Source organism: Pseudomonas sp. GW704-F2 (genome assembly GCF_059423025.1).
Genome location: NZ_JBWKXO010000031.1, coordinates 15,621 through 33,980 on the forward strand (window position 1 = coordinate 15,621; position 18,360 = coordinate 33,980).

Consider the following 18,360-nt stretch of genomic DNA (forward strand, 5'->3'; position numbering starts at 1 on the left):
GTTAGACGGGCGTCCACTTATGCAGAAGCAACTCCGCAACCTCACTCGCCCACTGTGTCGGCAGACCCGTCAGCACATCCTTCAAATATGCATGTGGATCATGCCCGTTGATCCGCGCCGACTGGATAAAGCTCATGATCGCCGCCGCACGTTTGCCGCTGCGTAGCGAGCCGGCGAACAGCCAGTACGAGCGTCCAAGGGCCCATGGTCGGATCTGGTTGTCGGGTAGTCAGACGCGGTTGCCCGCGTCCAACCCCCTAAGAACCGTGCATGCGAGTTTCCCAGCACACGGCTCAAGCCTCTGCTAAGGCGCCATTGGGCACCCGGTTATACATCGTCGACATTGGCAAATTGCACATCTCGTGGGCAACGCAGGTGGTAAATCTCAAGATTAGCCGCAGCGTCCGTCCCGCCATGACCTAGCTTCACAATATGGCGACTGTGCCACGGTGTGTCTTTGGTCACCGGCTTGAAGCAGGCGCAGCACCTGCCGCCCTGTTGCACCCATACCCGATACAGCTTGGCTCGACCTTTAACGGAAGTGAGCATCTTCTTGCCCCAGCGGGACTCGAAGTACTCATCCCATGCAGGGTCGTGAGGGTTGGCAGCAGCCTTAATCTTGATATGTCGCACAATCGGTGTGTCTGAGGCGTCTACTAGCGTGTACTGACGCTTCCGACCATCGGCGGATTTTTCAGTACACGAGAACACCCAACGGCGCGCCCCTTGTACTTTGAAATACCGATCCTTCACCCATCGGCGTGTCTTGCGAGGGTGGCGACGTACCGCCCATCGCCAGAGCATTTCCCACACTGCGCTGTCCACCTGGTTGAAGACCTTCTTGGCGACGACATGACTGTGATAGTTCGCCCAGCCCCGTAGAACCGGGTTGAGCAAACCTATCAAGTTAGCCTGTCGTATCGTTTTGTTGGTCTTGATCAACTCTCGCAGCTTGGCAAGTAGAGCCCCGATGTTCGCCTTGGACGGCTTGATCAGGAGCTTGCCGTTGTACTTGCGCAGGTTCCATCCGAGGAAGTCGAACCCGTCCCCTATGTGCGTTATCTTGGTTTTTTCCGGAGAGAGGACAAGTCCACGCTCTGCCAGAAATTCAACCACGGCGGGCCTGACTTCATTCTCCAGCCATTCTTTCGAACAACCAGTGATGATGAAATCATCTGCATAACGCACCACGCGCATTTTTCGGGCTGTCCACTTCGCGTTGGGAAATCTCTTCGCCAGCATCGCTTCCAACCCATCCAGCGTCATGTTCGCCAACCCCGGGGATATGATGCCTCCCTGCGGGGTTCCGGCGTGGCTGGGGAATAGCTGCTTTTGGTAGACATAACCAGCCCGGAGCCATTTCTGCAAAATCGCCTTGTCCATGGGAATGTTGGCGATCAACCAGTCATGGCTGATATTGTCGAAACAGCCTTGAATGTCGCCCTCTAACACCCATTCCGCGTTTGCTTTTCGTGACAGCACACCAAAGCACTGTGCGACGGCATCCGCAGTTGAGCGTTCCGGCCTGAACCCATAAGAGTTCGGGTCGCCGGTAGTTTCCGCTATCGGTTCCAGAGCCAGCAGATGAAGCGCCTGCATGGCCCGGCATTTCATCGCGGGAATTCCAAGAGGTCTCGTTTTGCCGTTTTTCTTCGGAATAAGCACTCTCCGAAGCGGGAGCGGCGAGTAACCTCGCCGCGTCAACGACTCTATCGCGCCGAGCTTGGCCCTAGGCGTATTCCAAGTAACCTTGTCCACGCCGGGGGTATTTTTGCCTTTGTTTTCAGACACCCGTTTCACAGCAAATGCCTTGCCACTGAACGAGTGAGTCAGCAGCCATTGCAGGGCTTTCACCTTGTTATGTCTGCCATCTTGTACAGCCTTCACAATACGCGCTTGCAGCCCTCTGACACGACGTTGTACGGCGATCCAATCGATGCTGTCCCACGACGTGCCGGAAGGTGCACACGCCAATGCTGCTGCGTTCATTTGCTCTCCTTCCGTTGAAAGGGTTCTACCTACTCTCGTGTGAAGAGAGACCATGAGGACGTCTGCCCGCTTTCGCGTGAAGTGATGTTTCAACCTCTATCCAACCCATTACAGGACGGCGTTCGCTTTTTCCTCGTTCCTTCGCCCGCACCGCCATGGGCAATTTTTACAAACGGCTTTCCCTGACGGGAGCGATACGGGATTTCCACGTTCCGCTTACTGAAGTGCGTCGGGTTAGGTGCCTGCTATCGACCGGGAGGCATGTGGGTCACGAATGCGTAGTAGAAAGACGCAGTTCCCACCTCCATTACCATTTTGGTTCGAGCGTGTAAGCCATTTCCGCTCGCTTAATTTAACGATCGTTGCGCAGATTCACGTGTGTTCACCATACCAACTATCTAGCACTTGTCCGGCCATGGCTGCCAGAAGGGTACGCCTCTCACGATTGGTACCCCGCACCTTGCGGCGCCTCGTAACATTGTCGAAGGCGCTCTTGATTCAGCCTTCTAGATTCACCCGGTGACACGGGTGGTTCCCACCAAGGGGGAACAACTTCATTAAGCGACTTCGTGTCGCACTTCGCACCAATTATTGTCGACGGGTACAGCACCATCATCAAGATAGCGCGTCAGCGCTATCCAGTGCTTTAAGCGGTAATCAAGCGCCTTGGCGATGGCCGATACCTCAGGCACAAGGTCTCAAACTAAACGACCACCTGATGCGGATGTAGTAGTCAGGGAAAGCTTTCAAAGGATCGACCTGCTAATGCTAGGTCTTTTGTTGCGAATACCAGCCTCATACCGCTGCCCTAAACCACTTCCAATGGATGGCCTTATGAAGCCTGGAAACTGTTGTTCCAGAGGGGTTCAGAAGGTGGCGCGGACTCTACAGGATTTACTAACGATTTCCCCCCCTCAGATCGTTATTGCTTAGAACTACGATGGGAACGCGGGCCAAGTCGGGCCGGAAGACACGCTCGCAGCTTGCATAAAAGCTGTTGTTCCGGGGCTTGCTAAAGGTTAGGAGTTAAGTAGCTTTATAAACAATGATTTAAAAAATAGCTTTAGCAGCAATAGGGATAGGTCAGCGGTTGGGGGTAGGTTGATGGAGCTTGTGTGGGCTACTGAGGATTTGGTGATTGCCGGTCGTCCTTATCCAGGCTTTCCGATCCTGCTTTGGGACACGCTCGACAGTTGCGTCCCCGCCAATGAATTCTTTCGCCACTACCTGTTGCGTGGAGCTATTGGGTCACGGAAGTCATGGCCAAGCACGGGGCGTGCGCTGTACGACTTTTTCAGTTTCCTCCAGGCGCATGACCTTGACTGGCGCGACGTGGACCGTGGCGAGGCCAAGAGTGTCGTAGCGGCCTACCGGGACTACTGCCTGGTGGAGTGCAAGTTGGCCCCATCAACAACCCGTCAACGGCTGCACTATGTGTGCAAGTTCTACGAGTATGCACAGCAGCAGGGATGGGTGAGCAGACTGCCGTTTGGCTATGAGGAACGGACGGTCAAACGCGCTCCCGGCTTCCTTGCCCACGTCGATGCCAGCGGCGGCAAGGCTATGGTGAGCGACATCATGCCGCGCAAGCATCGGGCGCTGCCGAAGTTTCTGAGCATGGATGAGATCAAGGCGCTGCTGGCGACGCAGGAAAATCCGCATCACCGAATGATGATTCGGCTCGGGCTTCAGACTGGACTGCGCCGGGAGGAAATCGCCTCTTTCCCGCTTGCCTACATCTTCGATCCGGATAAAGCCGGTAGGCACGAGCGCAACATCCGGATTCACCTCGATCCACACGATGGCCATGGTATGCGCACCAAGGGCAGCAAGCCGCGCGACATCTACATCAGTCGCCGCTTCCTTGCCGATTTGCATCGCTACGTAGTGCAGGTTCGCGGTGAGCGGGCCTCATTGAGCCGCACCCGTACCAATCACGAGCCGCTGTTCCTGAACCAGTTTGGTGAGCCCTTCGCCGATGATGGCAAGCGCATCGCGCGCATCGTCCGGGAAATCGGCAAGCGGGCCGGTATCAGGGTCCATACCCACATGCTGCGCCACACCTACGCCACCCATACCCTGGTCACGCTCCAGCGCAACCGCGGCAGCGTGGATCCGCTGGTGTTCGTGCAGCGGCAGCTCGGTCATAGCTCCATTCAGACAACGATGGTGTACCTGCACCTGGTCAACGAACTGGCCGACGACGCGGTTCTGGCCTACGACGATGAGTTGAACGAAGGGTTGGGATCGGTCTGATGGGCAAACGTAAGGTATTCAACAGGACCGACCTCAGCGTCCCGCAGGTCGAGCACAACCGCGACTCGGCGGGTCGTGTCGTCGTTCTCCCCGAGGCGATTCCGCCGGCCACGACTACGGTCGCCTTCGGGCGCAATGCCACGCGCTCCCGGGGCTTCGACTTCGCACCCTGGTACGGCACGGGCATCGATTCGATCACCTACGCTTGCCAGCGGCAGATTGAGCGCTTCCTGGCCCGGCAGGACGGCGGGCTCGAGGCCAGTTCCGTAGCGAGCATCTGTAAAGGTGGTTTACGTCACTTCCTCAACTACATAGTGCTGCGCGCAACCGCGCTCAGGCGCGGGCTGACCCTGGACGACATTGATCGCGCCGTAATTGACGGGTTTCTTGGCCACCTCGCCGGACTGGGCATCACCACCCCTAGTCAGAGGAGCCACTACACCAGCACGAAGTCCGTCCTTCACGCGTTGGGCCGGCGTGGGCTGATTTCGTTGGTCACCACGGGGGACGATGCGACTTTCCCACGAAACCCGTTCCCAAACAGAGGCAAGCATAAGGGCGAAACGCCGCTGCCGAAGCGTCAGCGGCAGGCGTTCACCACCGCGCTCAGGCAGGCGGTCATGCCGATCTGGCACGACGACGCCCCGGTAACCGGCGAGTTGTTGGCTTATGCCCTGCTGACCGTAGCGCTGCACACCGGGCGCAATTCCACGCCGCTGCTGGAGATGGAGCGCGATTGCCTGCGCGCCCACCCCAAGGATAACAGCGTATTCCTGGTCCTTTGGAAGCGCCGCGGGCACACCAGCCACAAGGTGGCGCTGCGCGCCGAGAGCGCTGCTGCACACCTGTTGGAGTCCACGCCAACCGTCAAGACCAATGTCGAGCGCCTGATCCGGCGCGTCCTTGCCCACAGCGAACCGCTGCGCGCGGAGGCCCCGGACGACCTCAAGGAGCGTGTGTGGCTGTATCGCGTGCACCGCGGCCCAGGCCTCGGCAGGGTCAATGCACTGACTGACGGGACGTTGAAGCTGGCGATCAAGAAACTCGTGGCCGACCACGGGCTCACCGATATCGACGGCCAGCCGCTGCGCATCAACGTCTCTCGCCTACGCAAAACGTTCGCCAACCGAATTTTCGAGTTGCTAGCGGGCGACCTGGCGACCACGGCATTCGCGCTTGGCAACACGCCGCAGGTGGCCGGGAGAAATTATCTGGCACCTAGCGGTGACGCGAGGCGCAACTGGCAGTTCATGGGCGAGATACTGGTTCAAGAGTTACTGACCCGCAGCATCGGCGCGACCTACCAGACGACCCCAATGGGGCGCTGTGGCGACCCGGTAAACGGCCAGTACGCACCGAAACGTGAAGGGGCAGCGTGTTTCTCGTTCCTCAACTGTCTGCGCTGCAAGCATTACGCGGTGACGGGGGAAGATCTGCACCGCCTATTCAGCTTCTACTTCCGTGTATTCGCGGAGCGCACGCGCATGGACAAGCGGCGTTGGGCGCAGGAATACGCGCACATTCCTCGATTGATTGACGACTACATCGTGGCCGAGGGGCTGCGGCGCGGGACTTTCAAGCCGGCGGCCGTCGAAGCCGCCCGCGAGCGTGCGCGCCGCGAGCCGCACCCGTTCTGGTCGTCCGATGTGGTGGAGAAGCTGGAGATCTTTGCATGAGCGACAACAACGTGGTCACGCTGCCTTGGGCGAACATCGAGTCACAGCCGGGGGAAGTACGCGAGCTACCCGAGAGCGACCGCGACGCACTCATCGTGAGCGCCATCCAGGTCGATGGGCACTGGGTCATCCTCAGCCGCTATGGCGACGACATTTGGCAACTGGACGGCTTTACCAGCAACGTGCCAGACAACTTGCGGCACCAGGACTTCAGCCGCGTGCCCTGTGCGTTTAAGGAGGTGATGAAGGCCCTGCTGTACCGCTACCTGCGGCGCGGCCGCGCGGGGCATAAGCGGCCCAGAGCGAGCACTTTGCGCAATTTTTTTGAGAATGCGCTGCCCTTCCTACGGCATCTAAACGCGCTCAAGCTCGGTCATTTCGGCGCGGTGACCCCCATGGTCTGCGCGAACTACGTTGCCGAGTGTCGGGCGTACCGGCAGACGCGCCGAAGCCAGGGTAAACCGCTGTCTCAGAGCGCCCTTGAGCGTCGCTTCATGGCGGTCGAGGCGCTTCATGAGTTGAGCCAGTACACCCACGACCCAGTCCCTCAGCATCCCTGGCCTGATACCTCGGCGAATGCGATGGCCGGCAGCGGCACAGCTCGCAAGCAGGGCGGCAAAACGCCGCTGATGCCGGATGAGGTGTTCTGCACCCTGTTCGAGAGAGCCTATGAGCAGGTTCAGCACGGCAAGGCCCTGCTCGATCTACGCGATGCCCTCGATGCCGTCGCAGCAGAACGGAGAAGGCAGGTTACCAGAACAGTCATAGAGGCTAAAAACCGCCACCTCGCCGCTTTTGGCTGGGAAGGCGGCCTGGGGGCATTTAATCAGGCGATCCTTGATCTACGAACCGCCTGCTACATCGTGCTGGCCAGCACCTCCGGTTGCCGCAACCACGAACTGGCCAACGTCCAGTCGGGCGCGCACCACCGCACCGAGGACGACGAGGGAACGATCTATCACTGGATGCGTTCCAGGTCGGATAAGACCGACACCGGGGTCCACGACTGGATGATCCCCGAGGTCGCCGTGCGCGTGTTGCGCCTGATGGAGCGCTGGGCCGAGCCGTATCAGGCTATGATCGCCGCCGAGATCGCCGAGCGGCGAAGGGTCAACCCGCGCGACCCAGAAATCGCCAAGGCGCATAAGCATCACCATGCGCTCTTTCTCGGGGTGAGCCCTGCAAAGGGCAATCAGGTTCGCACCCTGTCGGGCATCGCATGGAACAATGCCCTCAAGGCGTTCGCGCAGGGCGGTGGGCTGGACTGGAACCTCGCCAGCCATCAGTTCCGCCGCAAATTCGCCAACTACGCGGCGCACAGCCAGTTCGGCGACCTGCGCTACCTGCGCGAGCACTACGCGCACTGGTCCATGGACATGACGCTGGGCTACGCCATGGACCAGGACTGGGGCCAGCACCTCGACATCGAGTTGTACAACGACATCCAGGCAGAACTCGAAGACATCAAGTTCGGAGTCGTTGACACCTGGATGGGGGACGAACCGTTGGCCGGCGGCTACGGTCGCTCGATCAAACGCTGGCGGCGCGATCCGGCAAACCTCGCCATCTTCAAGAGCCATGCATCGATGGTGACCTCAATTGCCGAGAGCACCGCGATCCGCAGCAATGGCCACGCCTGGTGTACCGCCAGCAACGACGGTTGCGTCGGCAACACATTAGAGCGGACTCGCTGCGGCGACTGTCAAAATGCCGTGATTGGGCGCAGCCACATTGGCATATACCAGCGTCTTTACGACAACCTGAAGGGGTTGCTGGATTGCAACGACATTGGTGACGGTGGCCGCCAGCGAGTCTTGCGCGACCTGGAGCGCTGCCGTGACGTGCTCGGGCAGCTTGGATACACCCCGGAGACGAATGTAGTATGACGACCAAACGCAAGCCCTCGGACGCCCGCGAGCGGGATTTGCAACTCGCGCTCGCCCGCATCCAGCGTGGTCGGGCACATACTGGGGAAACCAAGGTCACTATCGCCGCTGTGGCGCGCGAGGCGGGCGTTTCGACGGCGCTGATCCACAACCACTACCCCATAATCGCCGAGGCGATCCGCGATGCTCAGGGGCGCTCCAGTCGCGCCCAACGCGATGTGAAGCACCAGGATCTCCGCGCGGAGCGTGAGAAGAATCGCGCGCTTCGCCAGGAGATCGAGGAGCTGCGCGCCAAGGTCGCCAGCCTAGCCTCCATCAACGAGGTTTTGATAGCCGAGAACCGAGTTCTAAAGGCAAAGCAGAGCGACTCCAAGGTGGTTGATCTGGCCGCGTGCATATTCTGACGTAATCCCGATAGCAGTCATTCTCTAAACCCGCTACTGATAATGCTCAAATGGCACCGTCAATTATGCGCTGTCCGCCGGCCGGGATCGGCCAGAGGATAGCGGCTCACGTCGCCGGCTCGAAGCTATTACAGACCGCACAGGTGCGCCCATGCTACTGCTCCCCATAGAAATGTTTAACGAACGAGGGACGGAAACTTTGGTGGCAGGCTAGGCAGCTTTGCTGTGTTTTGGCGAAGGCCACGATGACTGCTTGGCCGTCACTCCGCTTAGCAGCTTCACCCATGGCAGTCGCGGCATCATGCACCCTTCCATCAAAGCCTCGAAACTTTCCGGCTTCTGTTCCAAGCCAGGCGAGGATGCGCATCTTTTCCGAAATAGGTGGCTCGGCATGCTTGGCAATTCTTGGTGCCAACTCGGCAACCAATGACCAATCTTCTTTGGAGATCGCGCCCGTGACGGCTTGCATATCATGGTCAAGTCTTTTCATTATGGTCCGAAGCTCCATTGGCTTTGCCGTCTCTACGGACTGCGCACCAAGTGACGTGGCGGAGGTTGCCAAAATCACGGAAAGCGAGACGGCGAAGAACGATCCTAGTTTTAAGGGCTGACTCACGAGTTTCTCCGTTGATGTTGTTGATGAAGACTTTGGGTCTGACGAACGGTTGCTATGTTCGTGCAAGAAGCATTCAGGCTTGGGAAGCTCGATGTCTTCGTACGCAAGGCGCTACGTTGACAACTCGCGCATGGTGGAGAGGCGCGAAATCCTTGAGATGTTCATCGCCCATTCGCTAAACAATCCAGCCAACGCAGCGCTTAGCCATCCTCGAGCACCGTGGCGAGCCAGCTGACTTGCTGCTGCACAGCCATGGACTCGCCCCAGCCACCCCCAAGGGCCTTGTACAGCGCCACCAATTGCACGGCGGCGTTGGTATGCGCCCGCGCGGCTGCGGTTTCGGCCTCGTGCAGGCTGCGCTGGGCTGCCAGCAGTTCGACCAGGGCGATGTCGCCCGCGGCGTAGCGGGCCTTGGCGTGGCCGTAGCTCACGCGCGCGGCATCCAGTGCCATGCCGCGGCGCTCCAGTGTGTCCAGCCCGCCGTGATAGTCGCCCAGCGCGCGCTCGGCATCGCCCAGCGCCGCCAGCACCGCCTGCTCGTAGGCCAGCGCAGCCTGCCGCTCGGCCGCCTCGCGTGCCCGAATTTCGGCTCGCACGCGGCCACCGTCGAACAGGCGCCAGGAAATCAGCGGCAGGATGGAAAAACGCGAGCTGGATGCATCGAACCAATTGCCCGTACTGAGCGCCTGGAACCCGCCGCCGACACCGATGGAGAGTTTGGGGAACAACTCGGCTGTGGCCACGCCGATGTCGGCAGAACTCGCTGCCAGGCGACGTTCCGCAGCCAGCACGTCAGGGCGTCGGCGCAGCATATCTGCGCGCTCGCCCACCGGCAGCGCCCGCAGCGTGCTCGGCGTCAAGGGGCCATCAAGCAGTGCCAGCTCCCGCTCCGGCGGTGTGCCCAACAGCACGCCCAGGCTGAGCACCGCGGCGCGCTGGCGCGCCTGGATATCCGGGATAAGCGCGTTGACTGCTGTCCATTGGGCGTACGCCGCCTCCACGTCGGCGGCCGACGCGTCGCCCAGGGCATGCCGCAGGCGCACCAATTCCAAGGTCTGCTGCAGCGTATCCAGCGTGGCCTGTTGTGTGTGCAACTCGTAGCGGGCGCCGGCGGCGGTGAACCAGGTGCGCGCGACCTCGGCCACGATGCGCATGCGTACGCCCTGTGCCTCGGCTTCGGTCGCCTCCAGGCGGGCGCTGGCGCCTTCCATAGCGCGCCGCTTGGCCCCGAACAAATCGGCTTCCCAGGCCGCGTCGAAGCCCGCATCGTAGATGGTCTGCGTGGCGTCAAGACCGGGAATGGAGCCGATGGGCAAGGGGCCGTTCTCGCTTTGACGGCGCCGGTTGACGCTCGCGCCAGCGCCGACGGTGGGCAATGCCTCGCCGGCCACGCGATCGCGCAGGGCGCGTGCCTCATCGATGCGTGCCGCAGCCTGGCGCAGATCCAGGTTCTGTGCCAGCGCCGTGGCCATCAGGCGGTCGAGGATCGGATCGTCCAGTGCAGACCACCAGTGGCTCAAGTCTGCGGACTGGGATTCGCTTGCCAACGGCAAGGTCCAGCCGCTGCCGACGTCGACCGGCGGCGGCTCGCGATAGTCGGGGCCCACGGTCGCACAGGCAGTCAGCAGCACGCAGGACAGGGCCAGCGCGAGCGGGCGCACGCGCCCAGGGGTCAGGCCGGTGACGGTTGCGCGAAGAAAGGGAGTGCGGGTCTTGGATTTCATTGCAGGCGTCCTCGGACGAATACGGTGGCCATCGTCAGCGTGGCAAGGGCGATGACCGCCAGCGGCCACAGGCTGGCGAGAATGTCACCGGGCGGCATGGCCTTGAGAAAGCTGCCTTCGACGATGATGAGGAAGTGGGTTAGCGGAATGGCCTGGGCCAGCCATTGCAGGACGACAGGCATGTTTTCCACAGGCGTCGCAAAGCCGGACATCAGCACCGCCGGCACGCCGATGGCGAACGCACCCAGGATGGCCTGCTGCTGGGTCATGCTGACCGCGGAAATCATCAGGCCGATGCCGACCACCGACAGGATGAACAGCACCAGGCTGGCGAGCAGAAGTGCAAACGAGCCAGTAAACGGGATGCCGAACAGGAATACGCCTGCGCTGATCATGAACAGGCCCAGCACGGTGCCAATTGCGAGTGCCGGCAGTGATTTGGAAATGATGATTTCCGGCGTCGAAGTGGGCGACACCAGCAATTGGTCGAAGGTGCCGAGTTCACGTTCGCGTGCAATCGACAGCGAGGTGATCAAGAGCGCGCTGAACAGGGCCAGGATGCCGGCGAGCCCGGGCACGATGAACCAGCGGTAGACCAGGTTCGGGTTGAACCAGTGACGCACGACCACGGGCGTTGGTGCTTGGGCGTCGGGCACGACCTCGGCGCCGACCTCGGCGGCGATGGTGGAAAGATAGGCCACGGTGATCTGGCCCGAGTTGCTGCGCCGACCGTCGACCAGCACCTGCGCGCGGCCGCTATCGCCGGCAGCAATCGAGCGCGAGAAATCCACCGGGATGGCGAGCGCGGCGATCACCTCGCCCCGGTCGATCAGCTCGTGCAGGTGCCGTTGACTATCCACGTGCCGCACGCGGGCGATGAATTTTGCGCTGTCCAGACGCTGCACCAGTTCGTGCGACCAGCGCCCCGCATCCTGGTTGTAGACGGCGATATCGACGTTGCGCACTTCCAGCGTCGCGGCAAAGGCGAAGATCAGCAACTGCAGGATGGGCGGCACGAACACGACCATGCGGCTGCGCGGGTCGCGCAGGACGCTGAACACTTCCTTGATGAACTGGGCGCGCAGGCGGGTGAACGAGAATGCGGAAGTCAACATCGTTTCACTCCAGGTTCTTGCGCGTGGCGCGCTTGGCGATCATGAAGAACAGCGCCCCGATTGCCGCCATTGCCGCCAGGTTTGGCAGGAATACCGCCCAGATGTCACCGACCAGGAACACGGTCTTCAGCGAGTCGACGAAGTAGCGGGCCGGAACCAGCAGGGTGATGGCCCGGATCGGTGCGGGCATGGCGTCGATTTCGTACAGGAAGCCCGACAACATGAAGGCCGGCAGGAAGCCCGTGAACAGCGCGATCTGCGCCGCGAGGAACTGGTTGCGCGCCAGCGTCGAGATCAGCAGACCCTGACCCAGAGCCGGCACCATGAACACCGCCGACAGGAGCAGCAGGGCCGGCAAGGAGCCGCGCATCGGGACGCCGAATACGAACACGGCCAGAGCCGCCGCGCCCAGCGTAGATAGCATGCCGAGCACGAAGTACGGCAGCAGCTTGCCGATCAGGATTTCGGCCACCGAGGCGGGCGTGGACAGCACTGCCTCCATGGTGCCGCGCTCCCACTCGCGCGCCACCACCAGCGCGGTGAGCATGGTGCCGATGATGGTCATGACGATAGCGATGGCGCCGGGGATCAACGCGCGGCGGCTCTCAAGCTCGGGGTTGAACCAGTAGCGCGGCTCCAGCACGATGGACTGCGCCGGTGCTGCAACGTCCAGCCCGGCACGCCAGGACTGCACCACGCCGCGGGCGTAATTTTCGACATAATTGGCCGTATTGGGGTAAGAGCCATCGGTGATGATCTGTACCAGCGGCTCGCAGCCACGCTGGGCCAGACGCTGCTCGAAATCCTGCGGAATCACCACGTAGCCGCGCAGGTCGCCGGAGACCAGCTTATCGGCCACTTCGCGCCGGTCATGAACGAAGTGCGTGTTCAGGAAGCGGGTGCCCGAAAACGCTGCGGCCAGCGACTGTGCCGATGCGCCGGGCGACTCCAGGACCACGCCAACACGGACATCCTTCGCATCCAACGACACCGCATAGGCGAACAGCAGCAGCAATACCACCGGCAGCACGAACGCGATCAGCAGCGTCGAGGGGTCGCGCAGCGCCTGGTAGCTTTCCTTGGTGACCAGGGCCATCAGGCGCCGCAGATCAAAACGGCGCAAGTCGGTCTGCTGTGGTCCACTCCCGCCTTTGTGCTTTGTGGCGCCGTTCATGTGGCGGCCTCCATCTCGCGGTCTGCCGACTCCACCAAGTGAATGAAGGCGTCCTCCATGGTCGGGTCGGGCCGTTCGGGGCTGATCGCCAAACGTTTGAGCGCGTCGGGCGTATCCAGCGCTATCAACTGTGCCTGTGAGAGCAGCGCCACGCGGTCGCAGTATTCGGCCTCGTCCATGAAGTGGGTGGTGACCATGATGGTCACGCCCTTGCGGGCCAGGCCGTTGATGTGGGTCCAGAATTCGCGCCGGGTGATGGGATCTACCCCTGAAGTGGGTTCGTCCAGAAACAGCACCGGGGGCCTGTGCATGAGCGAGCAGGCCAATGCCAGGCGCTGCTTGTGCCCCAGCGGCAGGGAATCGGGCGTGGCGGACAGCCAGTCACCCAGATCGAAGGTTTCGATCATCTCGGCGATGCGCTCGCGCCGCGTGCTCCCGTCCAGCTGGTACACCCCGGCCGAGAACTCCAGGTTCTGCTGCACCGACAGCAGTCCATAAAGCGAAAATTTCTGTGCCATGTAGCCGAGCTGGCTCTTGGCTGCGCCGGTGGCGCGGCGCAGATCGTGACCCACCACATGCGCTTCGCCAGCAGTGGGTTTCAGCAGGCCGCACAGCATCTTGAAGGTGGTGGACTTGCCGGCGCCGTTGGGACCGAGCAGACCGAAGATTTCGCCCTTTTGCACCTCGAAGCTGACGTTGTCGGTAGCGGTGAATTCGCCGAAGCGCTTGGTGAGATTGCGGCACGACACGGCAATGTCGGAACCCAGCTCAACCGGCGGCAGACGCTCGGCCAGCGTCGAAGTGCCGCCGGGGCCGCCACCGAGCAGATCGATGAAGGCGTCTTCGAAGCGCGCAGGCACCTGTGCCAGCCGCACTTGTGCCTGATTCGCCAGCGACTGGATCTCCCGGGATTGTGCACCGTCGCGCAGCACCAAGCGCACGCCGGCGCCTTGAATGACGCCATCGCTGACACTGGGCAGATCGAGTGCCTGGGTCAGGACCGCTCGGCGCTCGGCACCAACGTCTTCTAGCCGGAAGCTGCGGCCTTCGAGCTGCGCGGTCAGTGCTTGCGGCGGACCATCGAACAGGAGCTGTCCCTGGTTCAGCAACAGCACGCTCTCGCAACGCTCGGCCTCGTCGAGATAGGCGGTGGACCAGACCACGGCCATACCTTCATCGGTCAGCGCCTGCACCATGCGCCACAAGTCCTGGCGGCTGACCGGGTCGACACCCACGCCGGGCTCGTCCAGCAGCAGCACCTTGGGCCGCGCCATGAGCGCACAGGCAAGGCCCAGCTTCTGCTTCATACCGCCGGAGAGCTTGCCGGCGAGGCGCTTGGTGAAGGGCCCGAGCCGCGTGAAATCGAGCAGTTCGGCAAACAGGTCGGCATTGCGGTCTGCATCCATGCCGCGCAACTGCGCATACAGGCGCATGTTCTCCATCACCGACAAGTCTTCATACAGACCAAAGCGCTGCGGCATGTAGCCGCTGGCGACGTGAATGGCATCGTTGTCCTTGACCACGTCAAAGCCGGCCAGGGTGACGCGGCCGGCGTTAGGCACCAGGAGGCCGGTCAGAATCCGCATCAGCGTCGTCTTGCCGGCCCCGTCGGGGCCGACCAGACCCGTCAGCCGCCCATAGTAGATGCGCGCGCTCAAGCCCCGCAGGGCCTTTACGTCGCCGAAATGCTTGTCCACGTTTTCGATGACGACGGCAGCGTCTTCGCCCGCACCAGCAGGCATGGCGGTGATGGCAGGGCTTGTCTGCATTTCAACGCTCCCCCGGGATATTGGTGCCGGCTTTCGCATCGACCTCGATCGTCACCGGCATACCCTGGCGCAAGGCCCCGTCGCTATCGGCTTCGTCGATGACGATGCGCAGGCGGTACACCAGATCCGTGCGCAAATCCGTCGTCTCGACCGTCTTGGGTGTGAATTCGGCGCGTGGCGAGATGAAGCCAATCTGGCCGCGATAGAGCTTCTCAGATGAATCGCTTTTGACGCGCACCACAGTTCCGGGGGCGATGCGCCCCAAGTCCGACTCGCCCACGTAGGCGCGCACGTAAACCGGCTTGTCCAGGCTCAGGCTGTAGACCGCGCTCTGGCTTCCAACCATGCTGCCGGGCTCACGCACTCGTGCGATGACGGTTCCGCTACTGGGCGCCATCAACTCGGTGTCCGCCAGGGCTGTCGTGGCTTGCGCTGCGGCAGCCTGCGCGGCCGCGAGGCGAGCCTCCGCCGCGGCGATGTCTTCCTTGCGGAAGCCTTCGGCTGCTTGCGACAGGGCCGCCTTGGCTGCTTCGACGCCAGCGGCTGCCTGGTCTCGTGCCGTGCGGGCGGCGTCGACCGTACGCTGGCTGCTGGCGCCCGATGCCAGTAGGCCATTCTGGCGCTGGAAATTACGCTCGGTCTCGGTGGCGAGCGCCTGTGCCTGCCTGAGAGCCCCGCGCGCCTGGGTGATTTCCTGCGGCCGCAGACCACGGCGCAGCTTGGCCAGTTCCGCCTGTGCAACCTGCACCTGGGCTTGCGCCGCCGCAAGGGCTTCCCGATAGGGTTGCGCATCAAGCGCCGCCATGCGTTCGCCGGCGCGTATGGCATCGCCCTCATCGAAAGCCATTTCAGTCACGCGCCCAGGCTGGCGGAAGGCCAGTTGCACCTCGCGGATGTCAACGTTGCCGTACAAGCGCAGCTGACTGTCATCAGTACCTGCGCGCTGCATCCAGAAGAAGCCGGAACCACTTGCAATCGCGACGATGGCGGCAACGACGAGGGTACGTTTGGCTTTGTTGGAAAGGCCGTTGATCTTCATTGCCCGGCCTCCGAGTGGCGGACACCACGGCGGTAGATGGCGAACACCCCAGGCGCGTCACGGCGGATGCGCGCCACATCGCCCGCCAGCAACGACTGCATCACCAGCCCTTGAATTGTGCCGATGAATAAGACGACGGCCGCGTCCACATCCAGTTCTGAATGCAGCTCGCCTCGCGCCTTGCCGGCTTCGAGCAGTCGACGCAACCGCTCGCCATATTGGCGGGTCAATGTCTGTACCATTTTCTTGGGTAGGGACTCTCCCGGTCGCTGCAATTCCCCGAAGAGCATCCTCGGCACACCCGGGTGTTCGGCCACGAAGTCAATGTGCGTCTTGAAGATCGCCTCAAGGGCTGCGAGCGGTGACGTAGCGCCTTCTGCGGCCTTGTCCACCCGAGCCAGCAGGCGTTCCGTGACCCAGGACATCACCGCCTGCAGGATGGCGTCCTTATTCGGGAAGTGACGAAACAGTGCGCCCTGGGTTAGCCCCATGCGCTGCGCGATGGCAGTGGTTGTGATGTCGCTGGGATTCTGTTCGGCAGCCAGGTCGACGACTGCCTCGATGGTGGCCACACGCCGCTCATCGGCTGGTAGATGCTTAGGGTGTCCGCTCATCACTTGCGCTTCCAGAAGTAAGTAATCAATTACTAACTTATCACAACACAGGCACGCCGCAAGAGGAAACGCTCGAAAAGGAGATCACGATGAGCCGCAGAATAACTATCGGGCGGCTGGCAATGGCTGTCGCTATGCACGGTCAGGCCTGGTCTGCTCAGTCTGGCGTCGCGCTCGGCTGAAATCGGCCCGCAGCATGTGGTATGCCGGAATAGAACCGCAGCGCGTTCCTGGCGACACGTGAAGCACCCAAGCAACATTCAGGACGCCGTGAAAAGGGGGGCAGATTAGATTATTCAGTTAATGAATTGGCTGCTTCTGGCCGGTTTCTGCCTGCCGCAGCCGGCAGCTCCGGGTCGATTGCTGTCCGTCATGGCCGGCAGCTTTGCGTCGACTGCTGCCGATGAAGGAAGCAGCATTTCGAGTAGCGCAATGCAGATCCTTGCCATTGGCTGGATTCAGTAGAATACGGACCTCGAAAAATCTATAAATAGTTACAAACAGTAAAGCATTGAATTGTAAGAATAAAATCAATACTAACGGTTAGTAAGGGTCCGGATGAGTTGCAGTCGATCAGGGCGAAAACTGGCTGGGGTTTAGACATGGCTGCGCACGCTGCATGTGATGACGCCCCAAATCACCAGCTCGTCGCCCTCAAGCACGTACCTCGGTGGGTACTTTGGGTTCTCCGAAAGGAGAATCACCTCCCTGCCGCGAATGCAAAGGCGTTTGCATACGGGCTCGTTGTTGAGCAATGCCACGACGATGTGGCCGTGCGCAGGCTCCAGAGCGCGGTCCACCACCGCGAGATCACCTTCAAAAATCCCGGCGCCTTGCATGCTCTCCCCGGCGATTGAGACCAGGTAGACATGCGGGGCGCGAATGTTCAGAACCTCATCCAATGAGATGTGCGCTTCGATGTGGTCCGCCGCCGGAGATGGAAACCCGGCGGGCACTCGAAACGAACACAAGGGCAGCTTCAAGCCACCCTCGGCAATAGGGCCCAAAATCGAAAAGCTCATGACGGATCACTTCCAGAAACCTGTACAGATATACAGTTAACGTTGTACAAGTTTTGCGGTCAATTTCTTGTAAGAATATTCGGACAGATGGCTGAGCAGGCCCACGCTGATACAGGTCACGGTCGTGCGCCGCTCACCTGTGCTTCGTAGACGGATCGCCCGCTGGACTACGCTGACGTTAACCAGAGGGCTGAACATCGCGGACGACTCTCCCAGTACACCGGAAGCCATGAGCTCACCCGCGTGCTGAGCATGCCGAATGCCATGGTCAGTACCGTGGGCGATCAGCCCTTGGGACGCTATAACGGCGCACCCTCGAATCAGTTCGCACTCTTCCATCAGGGGGGTGACGTTCTAAACGCCGATATGGTGCGTTGGGGCTCGAAGCTGCATTGGGCGAAGGATAGAACCCCGGTGAATGCTAGGGTCGAGAAAGTTGCGCACGGTCCTTACTACAAGTCGATCTGGCCGCACCGAGCACTGGCTCCAATCAACAGTTGGTTGGAATGGGTGGATGAAGGCGGGCCAAAAAAGCAGCCGTATTTGATCCGCCGAAAGGACCTAGCGCCGATTTTGTGCGCTGCCATCGGTCAGTACCCGACGGGAGCCTGGGAGCCGCTGGAGCATGACGGCTTCGTGATCATCACCGCTGACAGCCAGGGAGGCATCGTGAAAATCCATGATCGCTGCCCTGTGGCGCTGAATGCGGAACTGGCGCAGGAATGGATCGACCCCGCCACACCCACAGAGCGCCCCAAACAAATTGTGCTGCTGCAGGGCGAACCTAGCGAGGTCTTCGAGTGGTTCGGGGTTGACCAGGCCGTGGGGAATGTTCGCAATCAGGGGGCAGCCCTGATCCAATCGGTTTCCTTATTCGATCCACAGAAATAGTGTTATTTACACTTTTCGTGTAACACCTGCCCTGCGAAACTTATTCCTACACATAGGCTACCGCACCCAATAAAATCGGGCACTTCAACAAAATTATAATTTCGTGGAACAACATAGTACGAAATCTTAAGCGAAAAATAGAGCAGGAGATCTACACGTAAAGTGTTGTTAACAGCTTATGAAAC

At 61.0% G+C, this 18,360-nt stretch carries 14 protein-coding genes and 3 pseudogenes; 5 read left to right on the forward strand and 12 right to left on the reverse strand.

Annotation, left to right across the window (positions count from 1 at the left end):
* Window position 1: 1 nt before the first annotated feature.
* The 4 genes and pseudogenes from AC07W0_RS22705 to AC07W0_RS22720 form a co-directional block, all read right to left on the reverse strand.
* Window positions 2-223: pseudogene (locus AC07W0_RS22705) on the reverse strand (transposase domain-containing protein); the annotation flags it as partial.
* A 104-nt stretch (window positions 224-327) separates the two neighbouring features.
* The gene (gene ltrA, locus AC07W0_RS22710) at window positions 328-1,989 is read right to left on the reverse strand and encodes a group II intron reverse transcriptase/maturase (protein WP_024073359.1); all 1,662 of its coding nucleotides are present in this window, start codon (window positions 1,987-1,989) and stop codon (window positions 328-330) included.
* A gap of 578 nt (window positions 1,990-2,567) precedes the next feature.
* Window positions 2,568-2,684 (reverse strand): annotated as a pseudogene (locus AC07W0_RS22715) (IS66 family transposase); the annotation flags it as partial.
* A 223-nt stretch (window positions 2,685-2,907) separates the two neighbouring features.
* Window positions 2,908-2,988: pseudogene (locus AC07W0_RS22720) on the reverse strand (Y-family DNA polymerase); the annotation flags it as partial.
* 105 nt (window positions 2,989-3,093) lie between these two features.
* On the opposite strand from AC07W0_RS22720, the gene AC07W0_RS22725 reads away from it, so the two are divergent.
* The 4 genes from AC07W0_RS22725 to AC07W0_RS22740 are packed head-to-tail and all read left to right on the forward strand — an operon-like array spanning window position 3,094 to window position 8,211.
* Window positions 3,094-4,245 (forward strand): tyrosine-type recombinase/integrase, encoded by a 1,152-nt coding sequence (locus AC07W0_RS22725; protein ID WP_102617797.1) that lies wholly within the window; start codon window positions 3,094-3,096, stop codon window positions 4,243-4,245.
* On the forward strand, window positions 4,245-5,921 hold the full coding sequence (locus tag AC07W0_RS22730) for a site-specific integrase (RefSeq protein WP_102617798.1): 1,677 nt from the start codon (window positions 4,245-4,247) through the stop codon (window positions 5,919-5,921). Before AC07W0_RS22725 ends, AC07W0_RS22730 begins: the two co-directional genes overlap by 1 nt.
* The gene (locus AC07W0_RS22735) at window positions 5,918-7,807 is read left to right on the forward strand and encodes a site-specific integrase (protein WP_102617799.1); all 1,890 of its coding nucleotides are present in this window, start codon (window positions 5,918-5,920) and stop codon (window positions 7,805-7,807) included. The genes AC07W0_RS22730 and AC07W0_RS22735 overlap by 4 nt, the downstream gene beginning before the upstream one ends.
* A complete protein-coding gene (locus tag AC07W0_RS22740) occupies window positions 7,804-8,211 on the forward strand; it encodes a coiled-coil domain-containing protein (protein ID WP_102617800.1) in 408 nt (135 codons plus the stop codon). Before AC07W0_RS22735 ends, AC07W0_RS22740 begins: the two co-directional genes overlap by 4 nt.
* A 154-nt stretch (window positions 8,212-8,365) precedes the next feature.
* On the opposite strand, the gene AC07W0_RS22745 is transcribed toward AC07W0_RS22740, so the two are convergent.
* The 8 genes from AC07W0_RS22745 to AC07W0_RS22780 all read right to left on the reverse strand — a co-directional run bounded on the left by AC07W0_RS22745 (window position 8,366) and on the right by AC07W0_RS22780 (window position 17,284).
* Window positions 8,366-8,827, reverse strand: a complete 462-nt coding sequence (locus tag AC07W0_RS22745) for a cytochrome c (RefSeq protein WP_102617801.1) — start codon at window positions 8,825-8,827, stop codon at window positions 8,366-8,368.
* A 200-nt stretch (window positions 8,828-9,027) separates the two neighbouring features.
* Window positions 9,028-10,551 (reverse strand): efflux transporter outer membrane subunit, encoded by a 1,524-nt coding sequence (locus tag AC07W0_RS22750; RefSeq protein WP_256072299.1) that lies wholly within the window; start codon window positions 10,549-10,551, stop codon window positions 9,028-9,030.
* Window positions 10,548-11,666: an ABC transporter permease gene (locus tag AC07W0_RS22755; protein ID WP_102617802.1), complete on the reverse strand. Its 1,119-nt coding sequence runs from the start codon at window positions 11,664-11,666 to the stop codon at window positions 10,548-10,550. The genes AC07W0_RS22750 and AC07W0_RS22755 overlap by 4 nt, the downstream gene beginning before the upstream one ends.
* 4 nt (window positions 11,667-11,670) lie before the next feature.
* On the reverse strand, window positions 11,671-12,840 hold the full coding sequence (locus AC07W0_RS22760; RefSeq protein ID WP_102617803.1) for an ABC transporter permease: 1,170 nt from the start codon (window positions 12,838-12,840) through the stop codon (window positions 11,671-11,673).
* Window positions 12,837-14,609, reverse strand: a complete 1,773-nt coding sequence (locus AC07W0_RS22765) for an ATP-binding cassette domain-containing protein (protein WP_102617804.1) — start codon at window positions 14,607-14,609, stop codon at window positions 12,837-12,839. The genes AC07W0_RS22760 and AC07W0_RS22765 overlap by 4 nt, the downstream gene beginning before the upstream one ends.
* Window position 14,610: 1 nt before the next feature.
* Window positions 14,611-15,648 (reverse strand): secretion protein HlyD, encoded by a 1,038-nt coding sequence (gene hlyD / locus AC07W0_RS22770; protein ID WP_102617805.1) that lies wholly within the window; start codon window positions 15,646-15,648, stop codon window positions 14,611-14,613.
* A complete protein-coding gene (locus AC07W0_RS22775) occupies window positions 15,645-16,220 on the reverse strand; it encodes a TetR/AcrR family transcriptional regulator (protein WP_431482078.1) in 576 nt (191 codons plus the stop codon). The genes hlyD and AC07W0_RS22775 overlap by 4 nt, the downstream gene beginning before the upstream one ends.
* 638 nt (window positions 16,221-16,858) lie before the next feature.
* The gene (locus AC07W0_RS22780; protein WP_014338712.1) at window positions 16,859-17,284 is read right to left on the reverse strand and encodes a LexA family protein; all 426 of its coding nucleotides are present in this window, start codon (window positions 17,282-17,284) and stop codon (window positions 16,859-16,861) included.
* A 162-nt stretch (window positions 17,285-17,446) separates the two neighbouring features.
* Between AC07W0_RS22780 and AC07W0_RS22785 the strand changes: the two genes are divergently transcribed.
* Window positions 17,447-18,175, forward strand: coding sequence for an SOS response-associated peptidase family protein (locus AC07W0_RS22785; protein WP_102617807.1), 729 nt, complete (start codon window positions 17,447-17,449; stop codon window positions 18,173-18,175).
* Window positions 18,176-18,360 lie beyond the last annotated feature (185 nt).